This is a genomic window from Streptomyces sp. NPDC031340, from assembly GCF_055569945.1.
In genome coordinates this window covers 15,897-32,481 of record NZ_JBVIIE010000002.1, presented here as the reverse complement: position 1 = coordinate 32,481, position 16,585 = coordinate 15,897, and the positions used below count along the sequence as shown (strand labels likewise).

12 protein-coding genes are annotated in these 16,585 nt (G+C 72.2%); 5 read left to right on the top strand and 7 right to left on the bottom strand.

Going from position 1 to position 16,585, the window contains the following annotated elements:
* Positions 1–234: 234 nt before the first annotated feature.
* The gene (locus tag ACZ5GT_RS01610) at positions 235–906 is read left to right on the top strand and encodes a hypothetical protein (RefSeq protein WP_469012561.1); all 672 of its coding nucleotides are present in this window, start codon (positions 235–237) and stop codon (positions 904–906) included.
* A gap of 74 nt (positions 907–980) precedes the next feature.
* On the opposite strand, the gene ACZ5GT_RS01605 is transcribed toward ACZ5GT_RS01610, so the two are convergent.
* The 3 genes from ACZ5GT_RS01605 to ACZ5GT_RS01595 all read right to left on the bottom strand — a co-directional run bounded on the left by ACZ5GT_RS01605 (position 981) and on the right by ACZ5GT_RS01595 (position 5,580).
* Positions 981–1,607, bottom strand: a complete 627-nt coding sequence (locus ACZ5GT_RS01605) for an FMN-dependent NADH-azoreductase (protein WP_469012555.1) — start codon at positions 1,605–1,607, stop codon at positions 981–983.
* A 109-nt stretch (positions 1,608–1,716) separates the two neighbouring features.
* Positions 1,717–2,163, bottom strand: coding sequence for an ATP-binding protein (locus ACZ5GT_RS01600; protein ID WP_469012553.1), 447 nt, complete (start codon positions 2,161–2,163; stop codon positions 1,717–1,719).
* 186 nt (positions 2,164–2,349) lie between these two features.
* Entirely contained in the window at positions 2,350–5,580 is a 3,231-nt protein-coding gene (locus tag ACZ5GT_RS01595) for an AfsR/SARP family transcriptional regulator (RefSeq protein ID WP_469012549.1), read from the bottom strand.
* Between the two features lie 624 nt (positions 5,581–6,204).
* Between ACZ5GT_RS01595 and ACZ5GT_RS01590 the strand changes: the two genes are divergently transcribed.
* Entirely contained in the window at positions 6,205–7,806 is a 1,602-nt protein-coding gene (locus ACZ5GT_RS01590; protein WP_469012543.1) for a Stk1 family PASTA domain-containing Ser/Thr kinase, read from the top strand.
* A 215-nt stretch (positions 7,807–8,021) separates the two neighbouring features.
* Here ACZ5GT_RS01590 and ACZ5GT_RS01585 read toward each other — a convergent pair whose 3' ends face one another.
* Positions 8,022–8,954, bottom strand: a complete 933-nt coding sequence (locus ACZ5GT_RS01585) for a DMT family transporter (RefSeq protein WP_469012539.1) — start codon at positions 8,952–8,954, stop codon at positions 8,022–8,024.
* Between the two features lie 30 nt (positions 8,955–8,984).
* Between ACZ5GT_RS01585 and ACZ5GT_RS01580 the strand changes: the two genes are divergently transcribed.
* On the top strand, positions 8,985–9,515 hold the full coding sequence (locus ACZ5GT_RS01580) for a MarR family winged helix-turn-helix transcriptional regulator (protein ID WP_469012535.1): 531 nt from the start codon (positions 8,985–8,987) through the stop codon (positions 9,513–9,515).
* A gap of 51 nt (positions 9,516–9,566) precedes the next feature.
* Positions 9,567–10,463 (top strand): NAD-dependent epimerase/dehydratase family protein, encoded by an 897-nt coding sequence (locus tag ACZ5GT_RS01575; RefSeq protein WP_469012531.1) that lies wholly within the window; start codon positions 9,567–9,569, stop codon positions 10,461–10,463.
* 216 nt (positions 10,464–10,679) lie between these two features.
* On the opposite strand, the gene ACZ5GT_RS01570 is transcribed toward ACZ5GT_RS01575, so the two are convergent.
* Entirely contained in the window at positions 10,680–12,068 is a 1,389-nt protein-coding gene (locus ACZ5GT_RS01570; RefSeq protein ID WP_469012527.1) for a pyridoxal phosphate-dependent decarboxylase family protein, read from the bottom strand.
* Positions 12,069–12,143: 75 nt separating this feature from the next.
* On the opposite strand from ACZ5GT_RS01570, the gene ACZ5GT_RS01565 reads away from it, so the two are divergent.
* The gene (locus ACZ5GT_RS01565; RefSeq protein ID WP_469012522.1) at positions 12,144–13,553 is read left to right on the top strand and encodes an aminotransferase-like domain-containing protein; all 1,410 of its coding nucleotides are present in this window, start codon (positions 12,144–12,146) and stop codon (positions 13,551–13,553) included.
* Here ACZ5GT_RS01565 and ACZ5GT_RS01560 read toward each other — a convergent pair.
* Positions 13,465–16,098, bottom strand: a complete 2,634-nt coding sequence (locus ACZ5GT_RS01560; RefSeq protein ID WP_469012520.1) for a DUF4132 domain-containing protein — start codon at positions 16,096–16,098, stop codon at positions 13,465–13,467. The two genes, ACZ5GT_RS01565 and ACZ5GT_RS01560, sit on opposite strands and share 89 nt — an antisense overlap.
* Positions 16,098–16,469, bottom strand: a complete 372-nt coding sequence (locus ACZ5GT_RS01555; RefSeq protein ID WP_469012518.1) for a hypothetical protein — start codon at positions 16,467–16,469, stop codon at positions 16,098–16,100. Before ACZ5GT_RS01555 ends, ACZ5GT_RS01560 begins: the two co-directional genes overlap by 1 nt.
* Positions 16,470–16,585 lie beyond the last annotated feature (116 nt).

Genomic DNA, 16,585 nt, shown 5'->3' with positions numbered 1-16,585 from the left:
GCCCCCGCACACGCCGTCCGCGTCAGTGCCCGCGAGCCCGTTCAATGCCTGCAACCCCGTTTCCAGCCGCTTCCCAGTGGGCGCGCATAGGTTTCCGGTCAACGGTGGTCGGGCCGGCGTTCCGGTGAACGAGAACGCCGCGGCTGATGCGCGGGGAGTTTCCGCGGACCGCTGTCAAGTGTGTCTGTCGTGCGTCGGTGGCCTGGCCGCCGACGGCCAAGAGGGGGATTTGTCATGGGTGTATCGCGTGTTCCCGCTGTCACGGCGGCGGTGTTGGGGCTCGTGCTGCTGACCGGGTGCCAAGGAAACGGCCTCAAGGGCTCCAAGCCCGGGAAGTCGCGCACCTCGTCGGCGAGGGCCGGGCACCCGGCCAAGACTCCCGCCCGGCCCGGTGCGACGAAGTCCGGCGACGCCTCGGCTTCCGCCTCCCCTTCCGCCTCGCCTTCGGGCCCGGCCAGGCAGGTGGTCGACGCGTCGATGGCCGGCGGTCTGTCCAAGGTGTCGGGCAAGAACCCGGCCAGTGACGTCGACCCGGGCGAGATGCGCGACGGCATGAACCTCGTGTCGGCCGCGTACTCCGACGGGGCGGCCGACGACGCCGTCGTGGTCGTCGCGGTCGATCACGTGCCCGAGCCCACCACCGAGCGCCGTGAACACCTGTGGCGCGGCATGCTGGAGCACGTCAAGTGGGACTTCGACCAGGGCGTGCCCGAGGCGAAGCCGGTCAGCGAACCCGGACCGCTCGGCGGTTCGGTGGAGTGCATGCCGGCGTCGCTCACCGAGACCGGGAACGTCATCTGCGGCTGGGCGGACGCGACGACCGCGGGGGTTGCTCTCTTCCCGGACAGCACCGTGATGTCGGCGTCCATGGAATTCATGGCCATGCGTATCGACCTGGAGAAGTAGGTCCGGCTCCGCGCGCCCAGGGCACCCACGCGGCCGTCGGCCCGGGGCGGGGTACAAGGGCGCAGGCCGGGTGATCAGAAGATCCTGCCCGCCTGCCGGGCCGACGCCGAGGCAGCCCGGCGGTCCTCGATGCCGTCGGGCGCGGTCGGGTGGGAACGGACGTGGATGGCCGTGATGTCGTCGATGCCGGTCCAGCGCAGCCACTCGTCGAAGAAGGCGGTCTGGAAGTCGTCGCCGAAGGCACGGTCGCGGCCCGGCCCGTAGCAGGCGCTGGTGTACACCACGGCGGCCTTCTTCCCTCTCAGCAGCCCGGTGCGGCCGCGCTCGGGACGGATGTCGAAGACCAGGCCCGGCTGGGAGATCACGTCGATGAACTGTTTGAGGATGTAGGGAATGCCGCCGTTCCACATCGGAACGCTGAACACATACCGGTCGTAGCTGTCGAAGCGTTCGAACGTGTCGAGCACGGCTGTCCAGGCACGGGCCGGCGCGCCCTGCGGCGGGGAGCCGGCGAGGAGCGCCATGTGGGCCGCGGCCGCGGTCGGGCCGAACGACGGAAGCGTGCCGTCCCAGAGGTTGAAGAGGTCCACGTCCGCATCGGGGTGGGCCTCCCGGTAGCTGTCGGTGAACACGTCGGCCAGGAACCGGGACTGCGACGCCGTCCCGCGCGGGGAAGCCGCGATGTGCAGGAGTCTGTGCATGGTGGTCTCCTTCACGGCCGGTACCCGGGGTGACGGTCCCGGCCGCCGGTGAGTCGGATGCCGGTGCGGACCCGTTACCGGTACGGCTGACGGCGCCCGCTCCGCCGTGTCAGGCCGCGACGCCGACGGTGGCCCAGTGATGGACCGCCCCGGCCTCCGTCCGGGTGCCGTGTCCGGCGGACAGCGCGTCGATGATGAGCCTGCCGCGGCCGTGTTCGGCGGGGGTACCGGTGGAGGCCCATGAGCCCTCGGACACGGCGGGGCCCGCGTCGGTGACGTCGATGTGCACACCGCCGTCGGCGCCCACCCGCTTCAGCCGCAGAGCCACGGGCGGCAGGGCGTGTTCGACGGCGTTGGTGACGAGTTCGGAGATGATCAGCAGGACGTCGTCCGTCTGCTCCTGCGGCAGCCCCCACGACGCCAGCAGGGTCCGGGCTTCTCTCCGGGCGAAGGCGGCGGCGGTCGCGTCGTGGGCCAGCCGCAGCGTGTAGGCCCTCGGGGAGCACATCAGGACGCGCCGGGTCGGCGCGTCGGCCAGGCAAGTGGTGGGACACATGAGCATCACCGATCCGGTAGCTTCCCGGGGACATCGACGGCTCCGATGCTGGCCGTTCGCCCTGTCGGGCCCCTGTCCGACCACTGTCCCGGCGCGTGTCGCGCCCAACCCCGGCGACATCACGGATGCCTGTGGTGCTCCTGTGACTGGCGGGGCAGTAGTCACCCTCACCCCCTCATGTCCGCATCAGCCGGGTCGGTCAGGACCGCTGTTCTCCGTGCGAAAGCCCGCGCGGGAGGGCATGGCCGGCGGATGGGCGGGATCCACGGCGAGACGGGCGGCGTAGGCGGCGCGGTAGTGGTCGTCGCCGATCAGGGCGCGAGCGCGGTCGGTGCCCCGCTCGATGTCCTGCCATTCGGGGAGCGACGCCGGGCAGCGGTGTTCTTCGCGCCACCGTGCGGCGGCCCCCAGGAGGTTCGCCGCCCTCGTGCCGTCGCCGCGTGCCGCCGTGGTGCAGGCGAGGCCTTCCATCGCGCCCGCCACCGCGGCGGCGCACCCGGCGGGGGCGGCGGCGTGCCAGGCGCGAAGGTGACAGGACTCCGCGGTGTCCAGGTGGCCGGAGAGTTCGGCGACGAAGCCCAGGCCGGTGAGTGCGGCGGCGGTCCAGTCGGGCTTGTCCTGCCCTTCGAGGAGTTCCAGGACCCGGGTGTAGTGGCTGTGGGCGGCGGCGAGGTCCTCGTGCTGGCGGGCGAGATGCGCCTGGCCCAGGGCTGCCAGGGGGTTGCCGTCGGCACCGAGTTGCCGGGCCACGGCGTGGGACTGCTCGAAGTAGTGCTCGGCGCCGGGCAGGTCTGCGAGCACCAGTTTGATCAGGCCGACGTTGGCCAGTGCGTACTGCACGGTGTTGGCCATGCCCGTCTTCCTGCCCTCGGCCAGGGCGCCCAGGTAGGCGTCCAGTGCCGCGTGCGGGCGGCCCGCTCGGTGCAGGGCGAGGCCCAGGTGGTACTGGATGGCCGAGGTGCCCCAGTGGTCGCCGAGTCGTGTGAAGACCGACAGGGCGCGTTCGGCGTACTCCGTCGCGGTGTCGAAGGTGCCGAGGGTGAACCGCAGTTCCATCTCCACGAACAGTGTCAGGGCTCGTCCCCACTCGTCGCCCCGGCGTGCGAACTCCTCGGCGGCCTGCACCAGCATGGCCAGGCATTCCCGGGTCTGGTTGCCGGTGATGCCCTCCACCGCCAGGAGGGTGCGGGAGTAGGCCGCCCGGTGCGTGTCGCCCGTCTGCTCGAACAGCTGGAGGCCGGCGCGTGCGGCGGCGGCGCACCGCTGGTCGGGGTGTACGACGCACGCGCCGGGCCGTCCCGCGAGCGACTGTGCCTGCAGGGCGCGCCCCCGCACGGAAGGGGATCCGCCCTCCGCGGCCGCCAGCATCCGCTCGACCTCGCGGCCGCCGCCGATATGGCTGGCGAAGTACCAGAACCAGCCGAGCGCGGCGACCAGCCGCAGGCCGCGGTCGGGGTCGGAGCCGCCGTGTGCGTGGCACCAGGTGAGGGCGGCCCTGATGTTGTCGCGCTCCTGATCGAGCCAGGCCAGCCACTGTCCTTGGCCGGAGCCGCGGAGCTCGGGCTCGCCGCGCTCGGCCATGTCGGTGAAGTACCGCGCGTGCGCGTCGGCGAGGCGTTCCTCCTCGCCCGCCTCTCGCAGCCGCCGGGCGCCGTATTCGCGCAGGGTCTCCAGCAGCCGGAACCGCGCCGGGCCGGCGTGTCCGGCCACCACCATGGAGCGGTCGACCAGGTGGCCGAGAAGGTCGAGGATCTCCCCGCGTTCCAGGCCGCCGTCGGCGCACAGCGTCTCCGCCGCGTCCAGACCGCAACCGCCCCGGAAGACCGACAGCCGCCTGAACAGGATCCGCTCGGGCTCGGTGAGCAGGTGGTAGCTCCAGTCGATGGTGGCCCTGAGGGTCTGCTGGCGGGTCTCGGCGGTCCGTGTGGTGGCGGTGAGCAGGGCGAAACGGTCGTTCAGACGCGAGGAGATCTCCTGGACGGGGAGGGTCTTGATGCGGGCGGCGGCCAGCTCCACCGCGAGGGGAATACCGTCGAGCCTGCGGCAGATCTGCGCCACCGCCGGGCCGTTGTCCGCGTCGAGTGCGAACTCCGGCAGAGCGCTGCGGGCCCGGTCGAGGAACAGCCGCACCGCGTCGTAGGCAGTCAGGTCCGCGGACCCTGCCGACCGGGGTGGCACGCCGAGGGGGGTCAGGGCGTACTGGGTTTCCCCGGCGACTCCCAGCGGCTCCCGGCTGGTGGTGAGGATCCTCAGGTCGGGGCAGGAGGCCAGCAGTCGTTCGGCCAGCACGGCGCAGCGGGCGGCCAGGTGTTCGCAGTTGTCCAGGAGCAGCAGTACCTGGCGTCCGCGAAGCCAGGCGATCAGCCGGTCCTCGTCCGCCTCAGCGGCAGCCGGGACGCCCAGGGCGTCGGCCACGGCGCGCGGGAGGAGCGCGGGTTCGCCGACCGGTGCGAGCTTGACCAGGCACGCCCCGTCGCCGGTGCTCGTGCGGCGAGCGGCCTCGATCGCCAGGCTCGTCTTGCCCACCCCTCCCGGGCCGGTGAGCGTCACCAGGCGCTGCCGGGTCAGCAGGGCGATGAGCTGCTCGGTCTCGGCGGTCCTGCCGACGAACGAGGTCAGCCGGGTCGGCAGGCCGGTGTGTGCGGCGCCTCGGGGAGCGTCCGCGCCCCCGAGCCGGGGGTCCTGGCGGAGGATGGCCTCCTGCAGCCGACGCAGCTCCGGGGAGGGCTCGAGACCGAGTTCGCTGTCCAGGATCCGGCGAGCCCGCTGGTAGGCCGCCAGTGCCTCGGCCTGCCGGCCCGAGCGGTAGAGGGCCAGCATCAGCTGACCGTGGAGGCGCTCCCGCAAGGGGTGCCGCAGCACCAGCGTGTCCAGCTCACCGGCCACTTCGGTGTACCGGCCCGCGGTCAGAAGCAGCTCGGCGCGCTCCTCGATCGCCGACAGACGTGCCTCTTCCAGCCGGGCGGCCTCCGGCTTCGCCCATCCCTCATCGGCGAACTCGGCCAGCGCCGGGCCCCGCCACAGGTCGAGTGCCTGCTGGTAGCGGCGCAGGGCGTGGTCGGGTGCCTGCCCGGCAAGGCGCCGGGCCTCGGCGACCAGGTTCGTGAAGCGCACCGCGTCGACCTGGTCCGGGTCGAGCCGGGCCAGGTACCCGGGTGCGTGTGTGGTGATGAGGCCGGCCGGCAGTCCCTGGGCCGCCAGAGCGCGCCGCAGCTTCGACACCCGCAGCTGCAGAGCGTTGCCCGGGTCGGCCGGCAGGTTGTCTCCCCACAGTGCGTCGATGAGCGACCCGGCGGGGACCACATGGCCGGCGTCCAGTGCCAGGCGCACCAGCAGCGACTGCTCGGCTCGGGCGGGCAGTGCGCACGGCCGGTCGTCGGAGACGATCTCGAGCGGTCCCAGGAGGCGGATGTCCACACCCGGGCCTCCTCCCTCACGTGACCGGGTGCGTCGTCGAGGGTACGCACGTCTCCATGGTGCACCGGCCCCGGTACGGCGGACCCGGCCGGTGCGGTCCGGGCACCCGGGCCGGTTCCGGCTCCTCCCGCGGCGGTGGCTGCGACGTACCGCTTCCGTCGGCCGGCGGCGGGGCTTGAGTAGCGGGTACTCGTGCGGCAGCCCATGCGCGGTCGGCAGCCTGGTGCGTGCCTCCGCCGGCTGCCCCCGCCCTGGGCCGCCCGACCCCCTGGGCATCGCCCGGACGACAAGCCTCGCCCGCTGGAGATCCACGGGACGGAGGGGCATCCGGCGGCTGCCGCCCGCGGTGGGCCTGCCGGCGCGGCCGGCGGGCCGACGGCCCCGGTACGGCGTCCCTTCGGCGACTTCGCCGCCGAAGGAGTACTGATTACTCATGATCGGACGTTCGGCGGCGGGTTGGATGAGCATGGCCTGTGAATGGTGGCCAGGCATCCCGCAGCTGTGGCGGCGCGTGGTCGCCGCGGCCCTGACATCGTAGTGCGCGGCGCCGCCGTCGACGACGCGGGGGCCGGCCGGCACTGCCGCCCGCAGCGGGGGCGTTACACGGTGAAGGGGCGGTACCGCATGACCGGTCGGGAACAGCACACTTTGGTCGGCGCCGACGGGCGCGCCGTGGGTGACGGGCGCTACGTCCTGCGGAGCCTGCTCGGAGAAGGCGGCATGGCCACGGTGTACCTCGGCCACGACACCGTCCTCGACCGGCCGGTGGCCGTCAAGCTGCTCCGCTCGGACCTGGCCGGGCAGCAGGCGTTCCGGCTGCGGTTCACGAGAGAGGCCAAGGCGGTCGCCAGCCTCAACCACACCAACATCGTGTCGGTGTTCGACTCGGGCGAGGGCACGGGCGAGGGTGCGGCCGAGCCGTACATCGTCATGGAGTACGTGGAGGGTTGTCCGCTGCGGGAGCTCCTCGACCAGCATGTGGCCGAGAGCGGGGCGATGCCCGCACCGCTGGCCCTGCAGATCACGAGTGAGGTGCTGGCCGCCCTGTCGGAGAGCCACGCGAGAGGGCTGATCCACCGGGACATCAAGCCGGCCAACGTGATGATCACCCGGCGCAACGTGGTGAAGGTGATGGACTTCGGGATCGCCCGGGCGATGGAGAGCGGGCTCGGCTCCATGACGCAGACCGGGATGGTCGTCGGCACTCCTCAGTACCTCTCCCCCGAGCAGGCCATGGCCCGGCAGGTGGACGAGCGCTCCGACCTGTACTCGGTCGGCTGCATGCTCTTCGAGATGCTCACGGGCCGGCTGCCGTTCGACGGCGACGCGCCGCTCGCCATCGCCTACCAGCATGTGCAGGCGCCCGCGCCGGTGCCTTCCCTGGTCAATCCGTCCGTGCCCGAGTCAGTCGACCGGCTGATCGCCACTGCTCTGTCCAAGGATCCCGCGCACCGGCACCAGTCCGCCGACGCCATGCGCGAGGCGGTCCAGGCACTGCTCGCGGAGATCGGGCCGGGCGGACCCCATGCCCCCGCCCGGCCGGCGCAGTCCGCCGGGCAGCCCGGTGCCGGGCCGGGCGGCGACTCCTTCGGTCCCCCGCCGGCGGTGGGGGCTCCTTACCTGCCCACCTACGCGGCGCCCGCGTACCCCTCGCAAGGAACCGCCGCGCCGGTTTCCGGCGGCCAGCCGCCGATGGGCGCGAATCCCAACCCCTATCAGGGGACGCACCCCGGCGGACACGCGCCGCACTACCCGAACCGCCCCTCGTCGCCGCCGCGCCGCAAGGCCCTGGTGTGGGGGGCGTCGGTCACCGCCGTGCTCGTGCTGGGCGGGCTGACGGTGCTGACGCTGGGCAACGGGGAGAAGGCCGACGATCCGCAAGACGTCGGTCCGGACACGAGTGCTTCGCAGCCCGCGGCGTCGGCGTCGGCGTCCCCCTCGCACGGCGATGTCGTGATGGGTGACACCTCGCTCACGATGCCGGTGAAGGACTGCACCAAGCCCAAGCTCTCCCAGGACGGGAAGATCTCGGTGCCGTGGTTCAAGCTGCACCACATCGACTCGGTGCGCGCCTGCGCGAAGGCCGGCGGCTGGAAGCTCACGGAGAAGGAGAAGGACGAATCCCTCTGGGGGAAGGGAATCGTCGTCGACCAGTCGCCGCTCGGCGCGCAGGTCGATCCGGACCTCAAGGCGGTGACCGTCTGGGTGTCGACGGGCGTCTCGTAGCGGCGGGCCCGGTTCGCATCCGGCGGGCCGGGGCCGGGCTCGTCGGCGCGATGAGTACCGGCTGCTCATCACGCACCGCTCTCGCGCGTGCTCCAATCGACGGGTGGTGAGTTGCCGTTCATCCCCGGAGCGGCATCTCACCGCCGTGGGCTGTTCCGTATGCGGAACACCCCACCTCACTTCTCCGCTCCTTCTCGCCGACACGCAGGGCCTGGTCACCGGCGGCTGGGCGTGGCGGGCTCTCGCGCGGGACGCGCTTCGGGCAGCGGGTCGGCGGGGGCCCGGCCGCTGCCGCGTCGGCTCGCGCGTGCGGGCCGGCCGAGGACGACGCCGGCCAGGACCAGCGCCAGCCCGCACGACTGCTGGACTGTCAGCGCCTCCCCGGCGACGACGACACCCAGCAGTACGCCGGTGACGGGGTTGAGCAGGCCGATCAGTCCCACGGTTCCGGCCGGCAGGTGCCGCAGCCCCGTGAACCAGGCGGCGAACGCCAGCGCGGTGGCGACGAGCGCGACGTAGCCGAAGGCGAGCAGTCCGGGCGTGGACAGTGCGGGCGGGGCCCCTTCCACGACAGCGGCTACCGGAAGGAGGAAGAGGCCTCCCGCGGTCAGCTGCCATGAGGTGGAGGCCAGCACGTCGACGTCGGCGTTCCACCGCTTGGTCAGTATGTGGCCGAACGACGACACCAGCATGGCGGCCACCGACGCGATGACGCCCGGCACACTCACACCCGAGGCTCCCGTCAGCAGCATGAGACACACGCCGACGAGCCCGATCGCGGCGCCGGCCAGGTGAGCGGTCCTCGGACGCTCGGCCATCAGCAGCCACGCCACGAGCATCATCGTCAGCGGGGACACCGCCATGACCGTCGAGGCGACGCTGGTGGGAAGGAGTTGGGAGGCGGCGTAGACGAGGACGAAGAAGACGCTCACGTTGAGCGTCCCCAGCACGGCGGACCGCCACCACCATGCGCCCCGCGGCCGCTGCCGGCACAGGAGCAGCAGGAAGAGGCCGGCCGGCAGCGCTCGTACGGCGGCCCCGTAGAGGGGGCGGTCGGCGGGGAGGAACTCGTGCGTGACGTAGTAGTTGGCTCCCCAGGCGACCGGTGCGATCGCGGTGAGTGCGACCCAGCGCACATTAGCTTCCATGGAAGGCATCTTACTTCCACGGAAGCTATAATGTCTTCCATGGAAGACAGCCAGCTGGACCGAGTGGCCCGCATCCAGGCGGACTGGCGCCGGGAACGGCCCGATCTCGACGTCTCCCCCCAAGGAGTGATCGGCCGGCTGCACCGGCTGGCCGGCCGGCTCACCGGGGAACTCGGCCTCGTCTATGCCCGGTACGGCCTCAGCGAAGGGGAGTTCGACGTCCTGTGCGCGCTGCGCCGCGCCGGTGAACCGTACGAACGGGCGCCCGGCGAACTCGCCGCGCACACCATGGTCACCACCGGGGCCATGACGAAGCGGATCGACCGCCTGGAGCGGGCCGGACTCGTCACCCGCCGGCGTTCCGAGGACGACCAGCGGGGACGGATCGTCGCCCTCACCGCCCCCGGACGCGAACTGATCGACCAGGCGTTCACCGAGCACATGGGCAACGAACGCCGCCTGCTGGACGCGCTGACACCCGCCGAGGCAGCGACACTCGAGGCGCTGCTCGCCACCTGGCTGTCCCGCATGGACCAGCCGCGCGCCGCCGACAGCGACTGACCCGCGACCCCGGTACCACCCGGCCAAGTCGCCATTCCCCTTGGAGACCACATGGAAGCATTCGTCATCGGCGCCACGGGATACATAGGTGGCGCCATCGTCGATCATCTGCTCGAGCGGGGCCACGACGTGGTGGGCCTGGCCAGATCTCCGGCATCCGCCCAGGCCCTGGAGGCGGCCGGGGCGAAGGTTCAGCCGGGTGAGGTCAGCCGCCCTTCGGAGTGGGTGGCACGAGCCCTTCAGGCCGACGCCGTCGTGTTCGCGTGGCTGGACCCCGTTCCGGACCGGTTCCGCGAGGTGGACACCACCGCGGTCCGTTCGGTTCTGCGGGCGATGCGGGGCACGGACAAGGCCTTCCTGTACGTGACCGGCTCACTCGGCACCGGGAACACCGGGCCCGAGGTGGAGGTCGACGAGTCGACTCCCGACGATCCGCCCGCCTTCCTCGCCTGGCGGTCGAAGCTCGAGGGTGAGATCCGGCAGGCCGCCGGCACGGGCGTCCGCAGCACGGTGGTCCGCGCGCCCATGGTGTACGGACGCACGAGCGGCTTCGTCGCGACATCGCTGCTGGCCGACTACCGCGGCACCGGCCGGGTGCACTACGTCGGCGACGGGCACAACCTGCTCGCCTTCGTGCACGTGGACGATCTCGCGGCCCTGTGTGTCGGCGCGATCGAGCGCGCCCCCGCCGGCTCCCTGTATCTGGCGGGCAACGGAGAGAGCATGTCCTACCGGGACTTCTCCGTCATGGCGAGCCGTGCGCTGGGCGGGGGCGGGGAAACGGCCTCCCTGCCGGTCGAAGTGGCGTCCCAGGCGCTGGGTCCCTTCGCCGAGGCGCTGACCTACTCCCAGCGGCTGTCCAGCGCGGCGGCCCGCGAGCAACTGGGGTGGAGCCCGAAGATGCACGGCGTCGCGGAGGAACTGGGACTGCTGAAGCAGCTTGTCTGATGCCACGGCTCCGGCCGGTACCGGACGCACCGGGACGCCCACCGGGCCGGTGAGGCGGCGAATCACGCACGTGACACACCTCGCCATGGCGACCGTCATGGCGAGGACACGGCGGGCGTGACGAGGAGTGCCCGCGTCGGTGCGGTGACGGCGGGCCCGCCGCGGTCACCCAGGCCGTTTCCGGCGGTCCGGCGGTGCGGACCGCCGGACCCTCGGTCAGCCCGAGGCCGCCGCCAGCGCTTCCAGTACGCGCTCGGTGTCGTCCTCGGTGGTGCGCCAGTTGCTGAACGCGGCCCGCAGTCCGGGCACCCCGTCGTACACCGTCGGCGTCACGTACGCCTCCCCGGACTCGGCGACCGCCTGCGCCAGCGCGCTCACCCGTTCCGTGGTCGGGTCGTCGGCGAGGGTGAAGCAGACGACGTTGAGCCGGACCGGTGCCAGCAGGCGCAGACCGGGCAGGGCGTCGACGCCCTCACCGAGACGCCGGGCCAGGGCCACGTTCCGCTCGACGATCTCCCGGTGCCCGGCCTGCCCGTAGGCCATGAGCGAGAACCACGCCGGCAGGGCGCGCAGCCGCCGCGAGTTCTCCGGGGTCAGGTGCAGGAAGTCCGGCTCGCCGACGGGCATCCCGAGGTACGGCGAGGCGTTGTGGAACACCGCCACCTGGAGGTCGCGGCGCCGGGTGAACTGCACGGCCGCGTCGTAGGGAACGTTCAGCCACTTGTGCAGGTCGACGCAGACCGAGTCGGCCGCGTCGAGGCCGTCGACCAACGACGCGTACTCGGGGGACAGCGCGGCGAAACCGCCGAACGCCGCGTCCACGTGCAGCCAGAAGTCGTAGCGCTCCTTCAGCGCGGCGATCGCGCGCAGATCGTCGAAGTCGACGGTGTTCACGGTGCCCGCGTTCGCGACGACGATCGCCGGCCGGCCGTCCCGCCCGGCCAGCGCCTCCTCCAGCGCGGTCACGTCCACGGCCTCCCGGTTGCCGGACAGCAGCGGCACCTGCCGCAGCCGGTCCCGGCCGATGCCCAGCACCGACATCGCCTTGGTGATGCTGGAGTGCGGGCTGCCGGAGAGCACGTCGACCGGGCCCAGCGCCGCCGCGCCGGCCCGGGAGACGTCCACGCCCAGCCGCTCACCGAGCCACTCCCGGCCGACCGCCAGCCCGATCGTGTTGGAGACGGTCGCGCCCGTCACGAACGCGCCGCTGTGCGCCTCGCTCAGCCCGAACAGCTCGCGCAGCCAGCCGACCGTCTCCCGCTCCAGCTCCTGCGCCCACGAGCCGCCCGCGCCCGAGATGTTCTGGTCGAGGGCCGACGTCAGCCAGTCACCGGCGACCGACGCGGGGGTCGCGCCTCCGGTGACGAAGCCCAGGTAACGGGGGCCCGCCGAGCCGGAGAAGCCCGGCGCCCACCGCTCGGCGAAGCGTGTGAGGGCGTCGGCGCCGCCCACGCCCTCGACGGGCAGCGGAGCACGCTCGGGAGCCCGGCCGGACGCGGCGACCGGCCGCTCGGCGAGGCCCGTCACCTCCCGGGCGGCGTAGTCGCGGGCGGACTGCAGGAGTTCGGAGAGCCGGGAGAGGTCATCGGCGAGTGCGGGGTGCATGCGCGCAGCGTAGAACGCGCAGGCAGCCGGATGTCTGGTCCACTCGAGGAGAACTGGACCAGACATACTGGCCGTGTGGACACTGGATTCGTCGCCGCGCTCGGCGACTGGCGCGTCCGGTCGGGCCCGCTCTCCCGCACCCTGGCGGCGGCGGTACGCGAGGCCGTGATCGACGGCCGGCTCCCGGTCGGCACCAGGCTGCCGTCCGAGCGGGAACTGGCCCGCACCCTCGGGGTCAGCCGCGGCACGGTGGTCTCCGCGCTGGCCGGGCTGCGCGACGACGGCTGGCTGCACACCCGGCACGGCAGCGGCAGTTCGGTACGGCTGCCTCCCCGGCTCACGGAGCGCACCAGCCCCTGGTCCCTGGACCGGGGCGGCGCCGCCGACGCCGACCTCGACCTCACTCTCGCCGTCACCGCCGCACCGCACGACGCCTACCTCACCGCTCTCGCCCGCGCCGCCGAACGCAGCGCGCCGCTGCTCGTCGACTCCGGGGTCGCCGGCTGCGGGCTGCCCGTGCTGCGGGAGCTCCTCGCCGGCCGCTACACCCGCGCCGGCCTCGCCACCCGGCCCGAGCAGATCCTCGTCACCTCCGGCGCCCAGGCCGCCCTCACCCTGCTCCTGGACCACCTGCACGCCGACCGCCGGCGCCCCGCCGTGGTGGAGAACCCCGCCTACCCCGGCGCCCTCGCCCTCCTGCACGCCCGCCGCGTCCGCCTGCTGCCGGTGCCCGTCTCAGCCACCGACGGCTGGGACATCGAGCGCCTCACCGCGGCCGTGCGTCAACACCGGCCCCAACTGGCCTATGTGGTGCCCGACTTCCACAACCCCACCGGCGCCCACATGGACGCGCGGACGCGCCGGGCGGTCGCCGAGCTCGGCGACCGCCACGGGCTGACCGTCCTCGCCGACGAGACGATGCGCGACCTGGACCTGAGGACCCCGCCCGGCACCGAACCGCATCTCGCCGGCGCGCGGGTGATCCAGATCGGCTCGGTGAGCAAGACCCTGTGGACGGGTCTGCGGGTCGGCTGGATCAGGGCGAACGCGGACCTCGTACGGCAGTTGCGGCGCAACCCGCTCCAGGCGCAGCTGGCTCCACCGCCGCTGGAACAGCTCATCGCCGTCGAACTCCTCGGCGACCTGCTCCCGGACCTCCTCGCGAACCGGCGCGACCAACTGCGCGACCAGCGTGACCATCTGGCCGCCCTGCTGACCGGCACCGAGTGGACCTACACCCTTCCGGCCGGCGGACTGAGCCTGTGGCTGCACCTGGGGGACGGCATGCGGGCGACCGACCTCGCGGCCAGGGCCGCCGCGCGCGGACTCGCGGTGACCCCGGGACCGCGCTTCGCCGCCGACCGCGCCACCCTCACCCGCCATCTGCGCCTGCCGTTCACGGCGACACCCCGGACGCTGACGCGGGCGGTGGAGCTGCTGCGGGAGTGTTGGCGGGCGGGGGCGCCTGTGTCCCCCCTCGCTTGAGCCGGCCGACGATGCCGGGATCGGTGATCGCGGTGTCGTCGGCCAGCATGACGGCCTTGCTGAGGATGACGGCCAGCATGTGGTCGCCCTCGAACGGCAGGTAGGCGCCGGGCGGGGGAAGGGCGCCGCCGGCCACGGGGACGACGCACAGGTAGGTGTTGTCGGGGCTCATGAGGATGTTCCCGGAGCCGAGGTGGATCCGGTAGGTGTGCAGGGTGCCCCGGACGGTGAGGAACCTTCCGTCGATCTCGCACCGGTCGGCGATGCCGAGTCGCGGCAGCAGGCCGGCGAGCAGTTCCTTCCTGGTCCGTGCCGGCTGGGACAGCTCGCCGAAGGCGTAGCCGTTCCAGTAGTGCTGGAAGCGTCCTCGGGGGCCGCCGTCCTGCCAGGTGGGGTCGTTGCCGACGCTCGCGACGCCGACGAAGAGGTCGACGTCGCGGAGGACCTCGCTGAGCACCAGCTCGGGTATGCCTTCGAGGGGCAGCGGATCGACGTGCCCGTCGTGCATGGTGTAGGCGCCGCCGTTGGCGTGGGCGTGGTTCTGGGGCGCGTCGAGCGGGTAGAAGCGGACCTGGTCGGTTCGGACGGTGAGGAAGCTTCCCGAGCCCGCGACGTCGTCGTCGATGCCTTCGATCCAGTATTCGCCGCGCAGTCCCCATGCGGGCAGGTCGATGGTGGCGGGAGGGTAGACGTCGTCGACGGCCATGCGCAGTCTGTTGCGCCAGCCCCGTGCGGCGGCGAGGGCGTTGAACTGGTGCTGGCGCAGGATGTGGGCGGCGAACCGGTTGGAGTAGTCGCGGGTCTGCCGCTCCGCCCCGGTGAGCCGGTACACCTCGCGGTGGGCCTGTTTGAAGGGCTGGGTGATGCCGTGCCGACGCAGCCAGTCCCGCCAGGCGAGGACGTCGTCGGGGTCCTGGGCGATGGGGTGCCACAGTTCGACGCGCGCGTCCGGTGCGGCCTGCACCGGGCTGCCGTCCAGGGTGCGCCACTGGCCGTCGGCGTATCCGCAGGTGAGGCCGTCGACGCTCCACAGCAGGCGGCGGGCGAGAGTGCCGAGCAGTGGATGGCCGGCGTAGCGCTCGCACCAGGCGGGGAACGTCCATGTGCGGCGCGAGAGGTAGAGGCGTTCCAGCCGGGTGCTCTGGGCGGTGAGCATCTTGTCGATGTCCTTGGCCGCCGCCTTGAGCGCTTTGACCTCTTCGGCGTGGTCGCGCCGCACCGAGGCCGGCGCGGTCTTCGTGCTGCGGCCTGTCGTGCCGCGCCACGTCAGGGAGGCTTTTCCGTCGCGCACCGAGAGCACGGCGGTGGTGTCGCCCAGGGTGTGTTCGCCGTGCCCGACACCGGTGAGCCGGTAGGCGGGAAGGGCCAGTTCCTCGATCTCCTCCCGGGATACGCCCATGGCCGTGGCCCGGGACTCCAGGGCCGCGTCGACGAGCTTGAGCGTGGGCTTGGAGGTCAGGCGGGCGGTGAGCCGCGCCAGTTCACCCAGAGACGCCTCTCCCTGGAGTCCGCCGAGCGTGTGGACGGCCGCGTTCGCGATTCTCGGGTGCCGTGGCCCGAGCCCCGGGATCTTCCGCACACAGAAGTCCACCAGCTGCCCCAGGACCCGTGCGGAGCCGGCGCTCTCCGGGGTGAGCGCGAGCAGCCAGACCAGACCTCGCACGGCCACCGCGTTGTACGGATCGAGCATGCCGGGGAAGGTGTTGATGCCGTTGTGGACGAGCGGAACCGGGCGTGGCCGGTCGACCATGCCGAGCCAGCAGACGACCGTGGCGCCAACCGTCTCGGGGCCGATCTCGTCGATGAGGCCCTTCGCCCTCGCGTTCCAGGCGGCGGTCGGCCGTACCGCGGTCGCGGTCAGCGCGTGCCGGAGCAGCAGCGGCCAGCTCTCGTGCAGACCGGGAAGCTCGCCGAGCGCGTGGTCGCTCCAGGCTTCCCCCGGGTTGAGGAGAGGGTGACTGACCTGTTCCTCGCTCAGGTGCCCGATGCCGCCGGGCTGGTAGCCGTTCTTCCGTACGGTGCGGCGCAGTGTCGCGACGAACGCGGTGGAAGGCATCGTGCCTGCCGCCAGCTCGGAGTCCGTCTCGATGATCCTCCACAGTTCGTGGGTGTGGGGGGTGTCCAGCGTGAAGCTCCGCCCGAGGGCGTCCACTTCCCGGAGCCGTCCGGGCAGAGAGCGGACGCTGGGGAGGCCGCTGATCAGCAACTCCTTCAACCGCTGCATGCGGTCCCACAGCGAGTGCTCGTGGCCCCGGCAGTCCTGCTCGGACCAGCCGTGCCGGACCCACTGCCGCATCACCGTGGCCCGGTAGAGATGGACCATGTCGTTGGCCAGTTTCGCCGCGTGGAATTCCGACAGGGACAGAAGCACGGCGGAGATCCGGCGACTGTCGTCGGGTTCACCGGCTTCTGCGATTTCACCGAGCTCGCCGATTTCACCGAGAGCCGCGGCGTCCATCAGTTCCCGCGCCAGGCGGTAGGTGTCGTTTTCCATGGCGAATCGGGAGACGGCTTCCAGCCGGTCCGGATTTCGTGGTGAGGTCATCAGCCACCCGCCAGAGGAACGAGCTTCAGGAAAGTGATCTCCACGTCCGGCGACAGGACCACCTCGTCGTCCAGATCCTCCATTTGCCGGTCCCCCACCAGGACGACGAACCTCTGGCGCCGGAAGGCCTCCAGCGCCGATTCGACGGCATGCCGGGCATCCGCGGGCCGGTCCGCACCCCATCGCCGTGGACCTGCCGCCGTGCCGGTGAGCGCGCTTCCGCGGGGCCGGTCGAATTCCTCGGACACGCGGCGCCGGATGACCTCTCTCAAGGTCACCCGTTCCCCGGCGTTCATCGGAGCATCGACGGTTGTCGGAGCATGCCTGTGCGGATCGTCGTCGTGAGCGGACGCCGTATTCGGATTCATCATGGCGAGGACCATAAACCCTGCCACTGACAATGGCCGGGACAGCCCCGGCTCCCCCGTCGGCTCCGGATTTCTGAGTAATTTCTACTCGGTACGGCTGCGGTCACCCGGCAGGTCCG

Bases quoted from the DNA above. Each gene is read 5' to 3' on its own strand.
- ACZ5GT_RS01580 (WP_469012535.1), top strand. From the start codon at position 8,985: ATGTCTTCCATGGAAGACAGCCAGCTGGACCGAGTGGCCCGCATCCAG.
- ACZ5GT_RS01610 (WP_469012561.1), top strand. From the start codon at position 235: ATGGGTGTATCGCGTGTTCCCGCTGTCACGGCGGCGGTGTTGGGGCTC.
- ACZ5GT_RS01560 (WP_469012520.1), bottom strand. From the start codon at position 16,098: ATGACCTCACCACGAAATCCGGACCGGCTGGAAGCCGTCTCCCGATTC.
- ACZ5GT_RS01590 (WP_469012543.1), top strand. From the start codon at position 6,205: ATGACCGGTCGGGAACAGCACACTTTGGTCGGCGCCGACGGGCGCGCC.
- ACZ5GT_RS01575 (WP_469012531.1), top strand. From the start codon at position 9,567: ATGGAAGCATTCGTCATCGGCGCCACGGGATACATAGGTGGCGCCATC.
- ACZ5GT_RS01555 (WP_469012518.1), bottom strand. From the start codon at position 16,469: ATGATGAATCCGAATACGGCGTCCGCTCACGACGACGATCCGCACAGG.
- ACZ5GT_RS01585 (WP_469012539.1), bottom strand. From the start codon at position 8,954: ATGGAAGCTAATGTGCGCTGGGTCGCACTCACCGCGATCGCACCGGTC.
- ACZ5GT_RS01605 (WP_469012555.1), bottom strand. From the start codon at position 1,607: ATGCACAGACTCCTGCACATCGCGGCTTCCCCGCGCGGGACGGCGTCG.
- ACZ5GT_RS01600 (WP_469012553.1), bottom strand. From the start codon at position 2,163: ATGTGTCCCACCACTTGCCTGGCCGACGCGCCGACCCGGCGCGTCCTG.
- ACZ5GT_RS01570 (WP_469012527.1), bottom strand. From the start codon at position 12,068: ATGCACCCCGCACTCGCCGATGACCTCTCCCGGCTCTCCGAACTCCTG.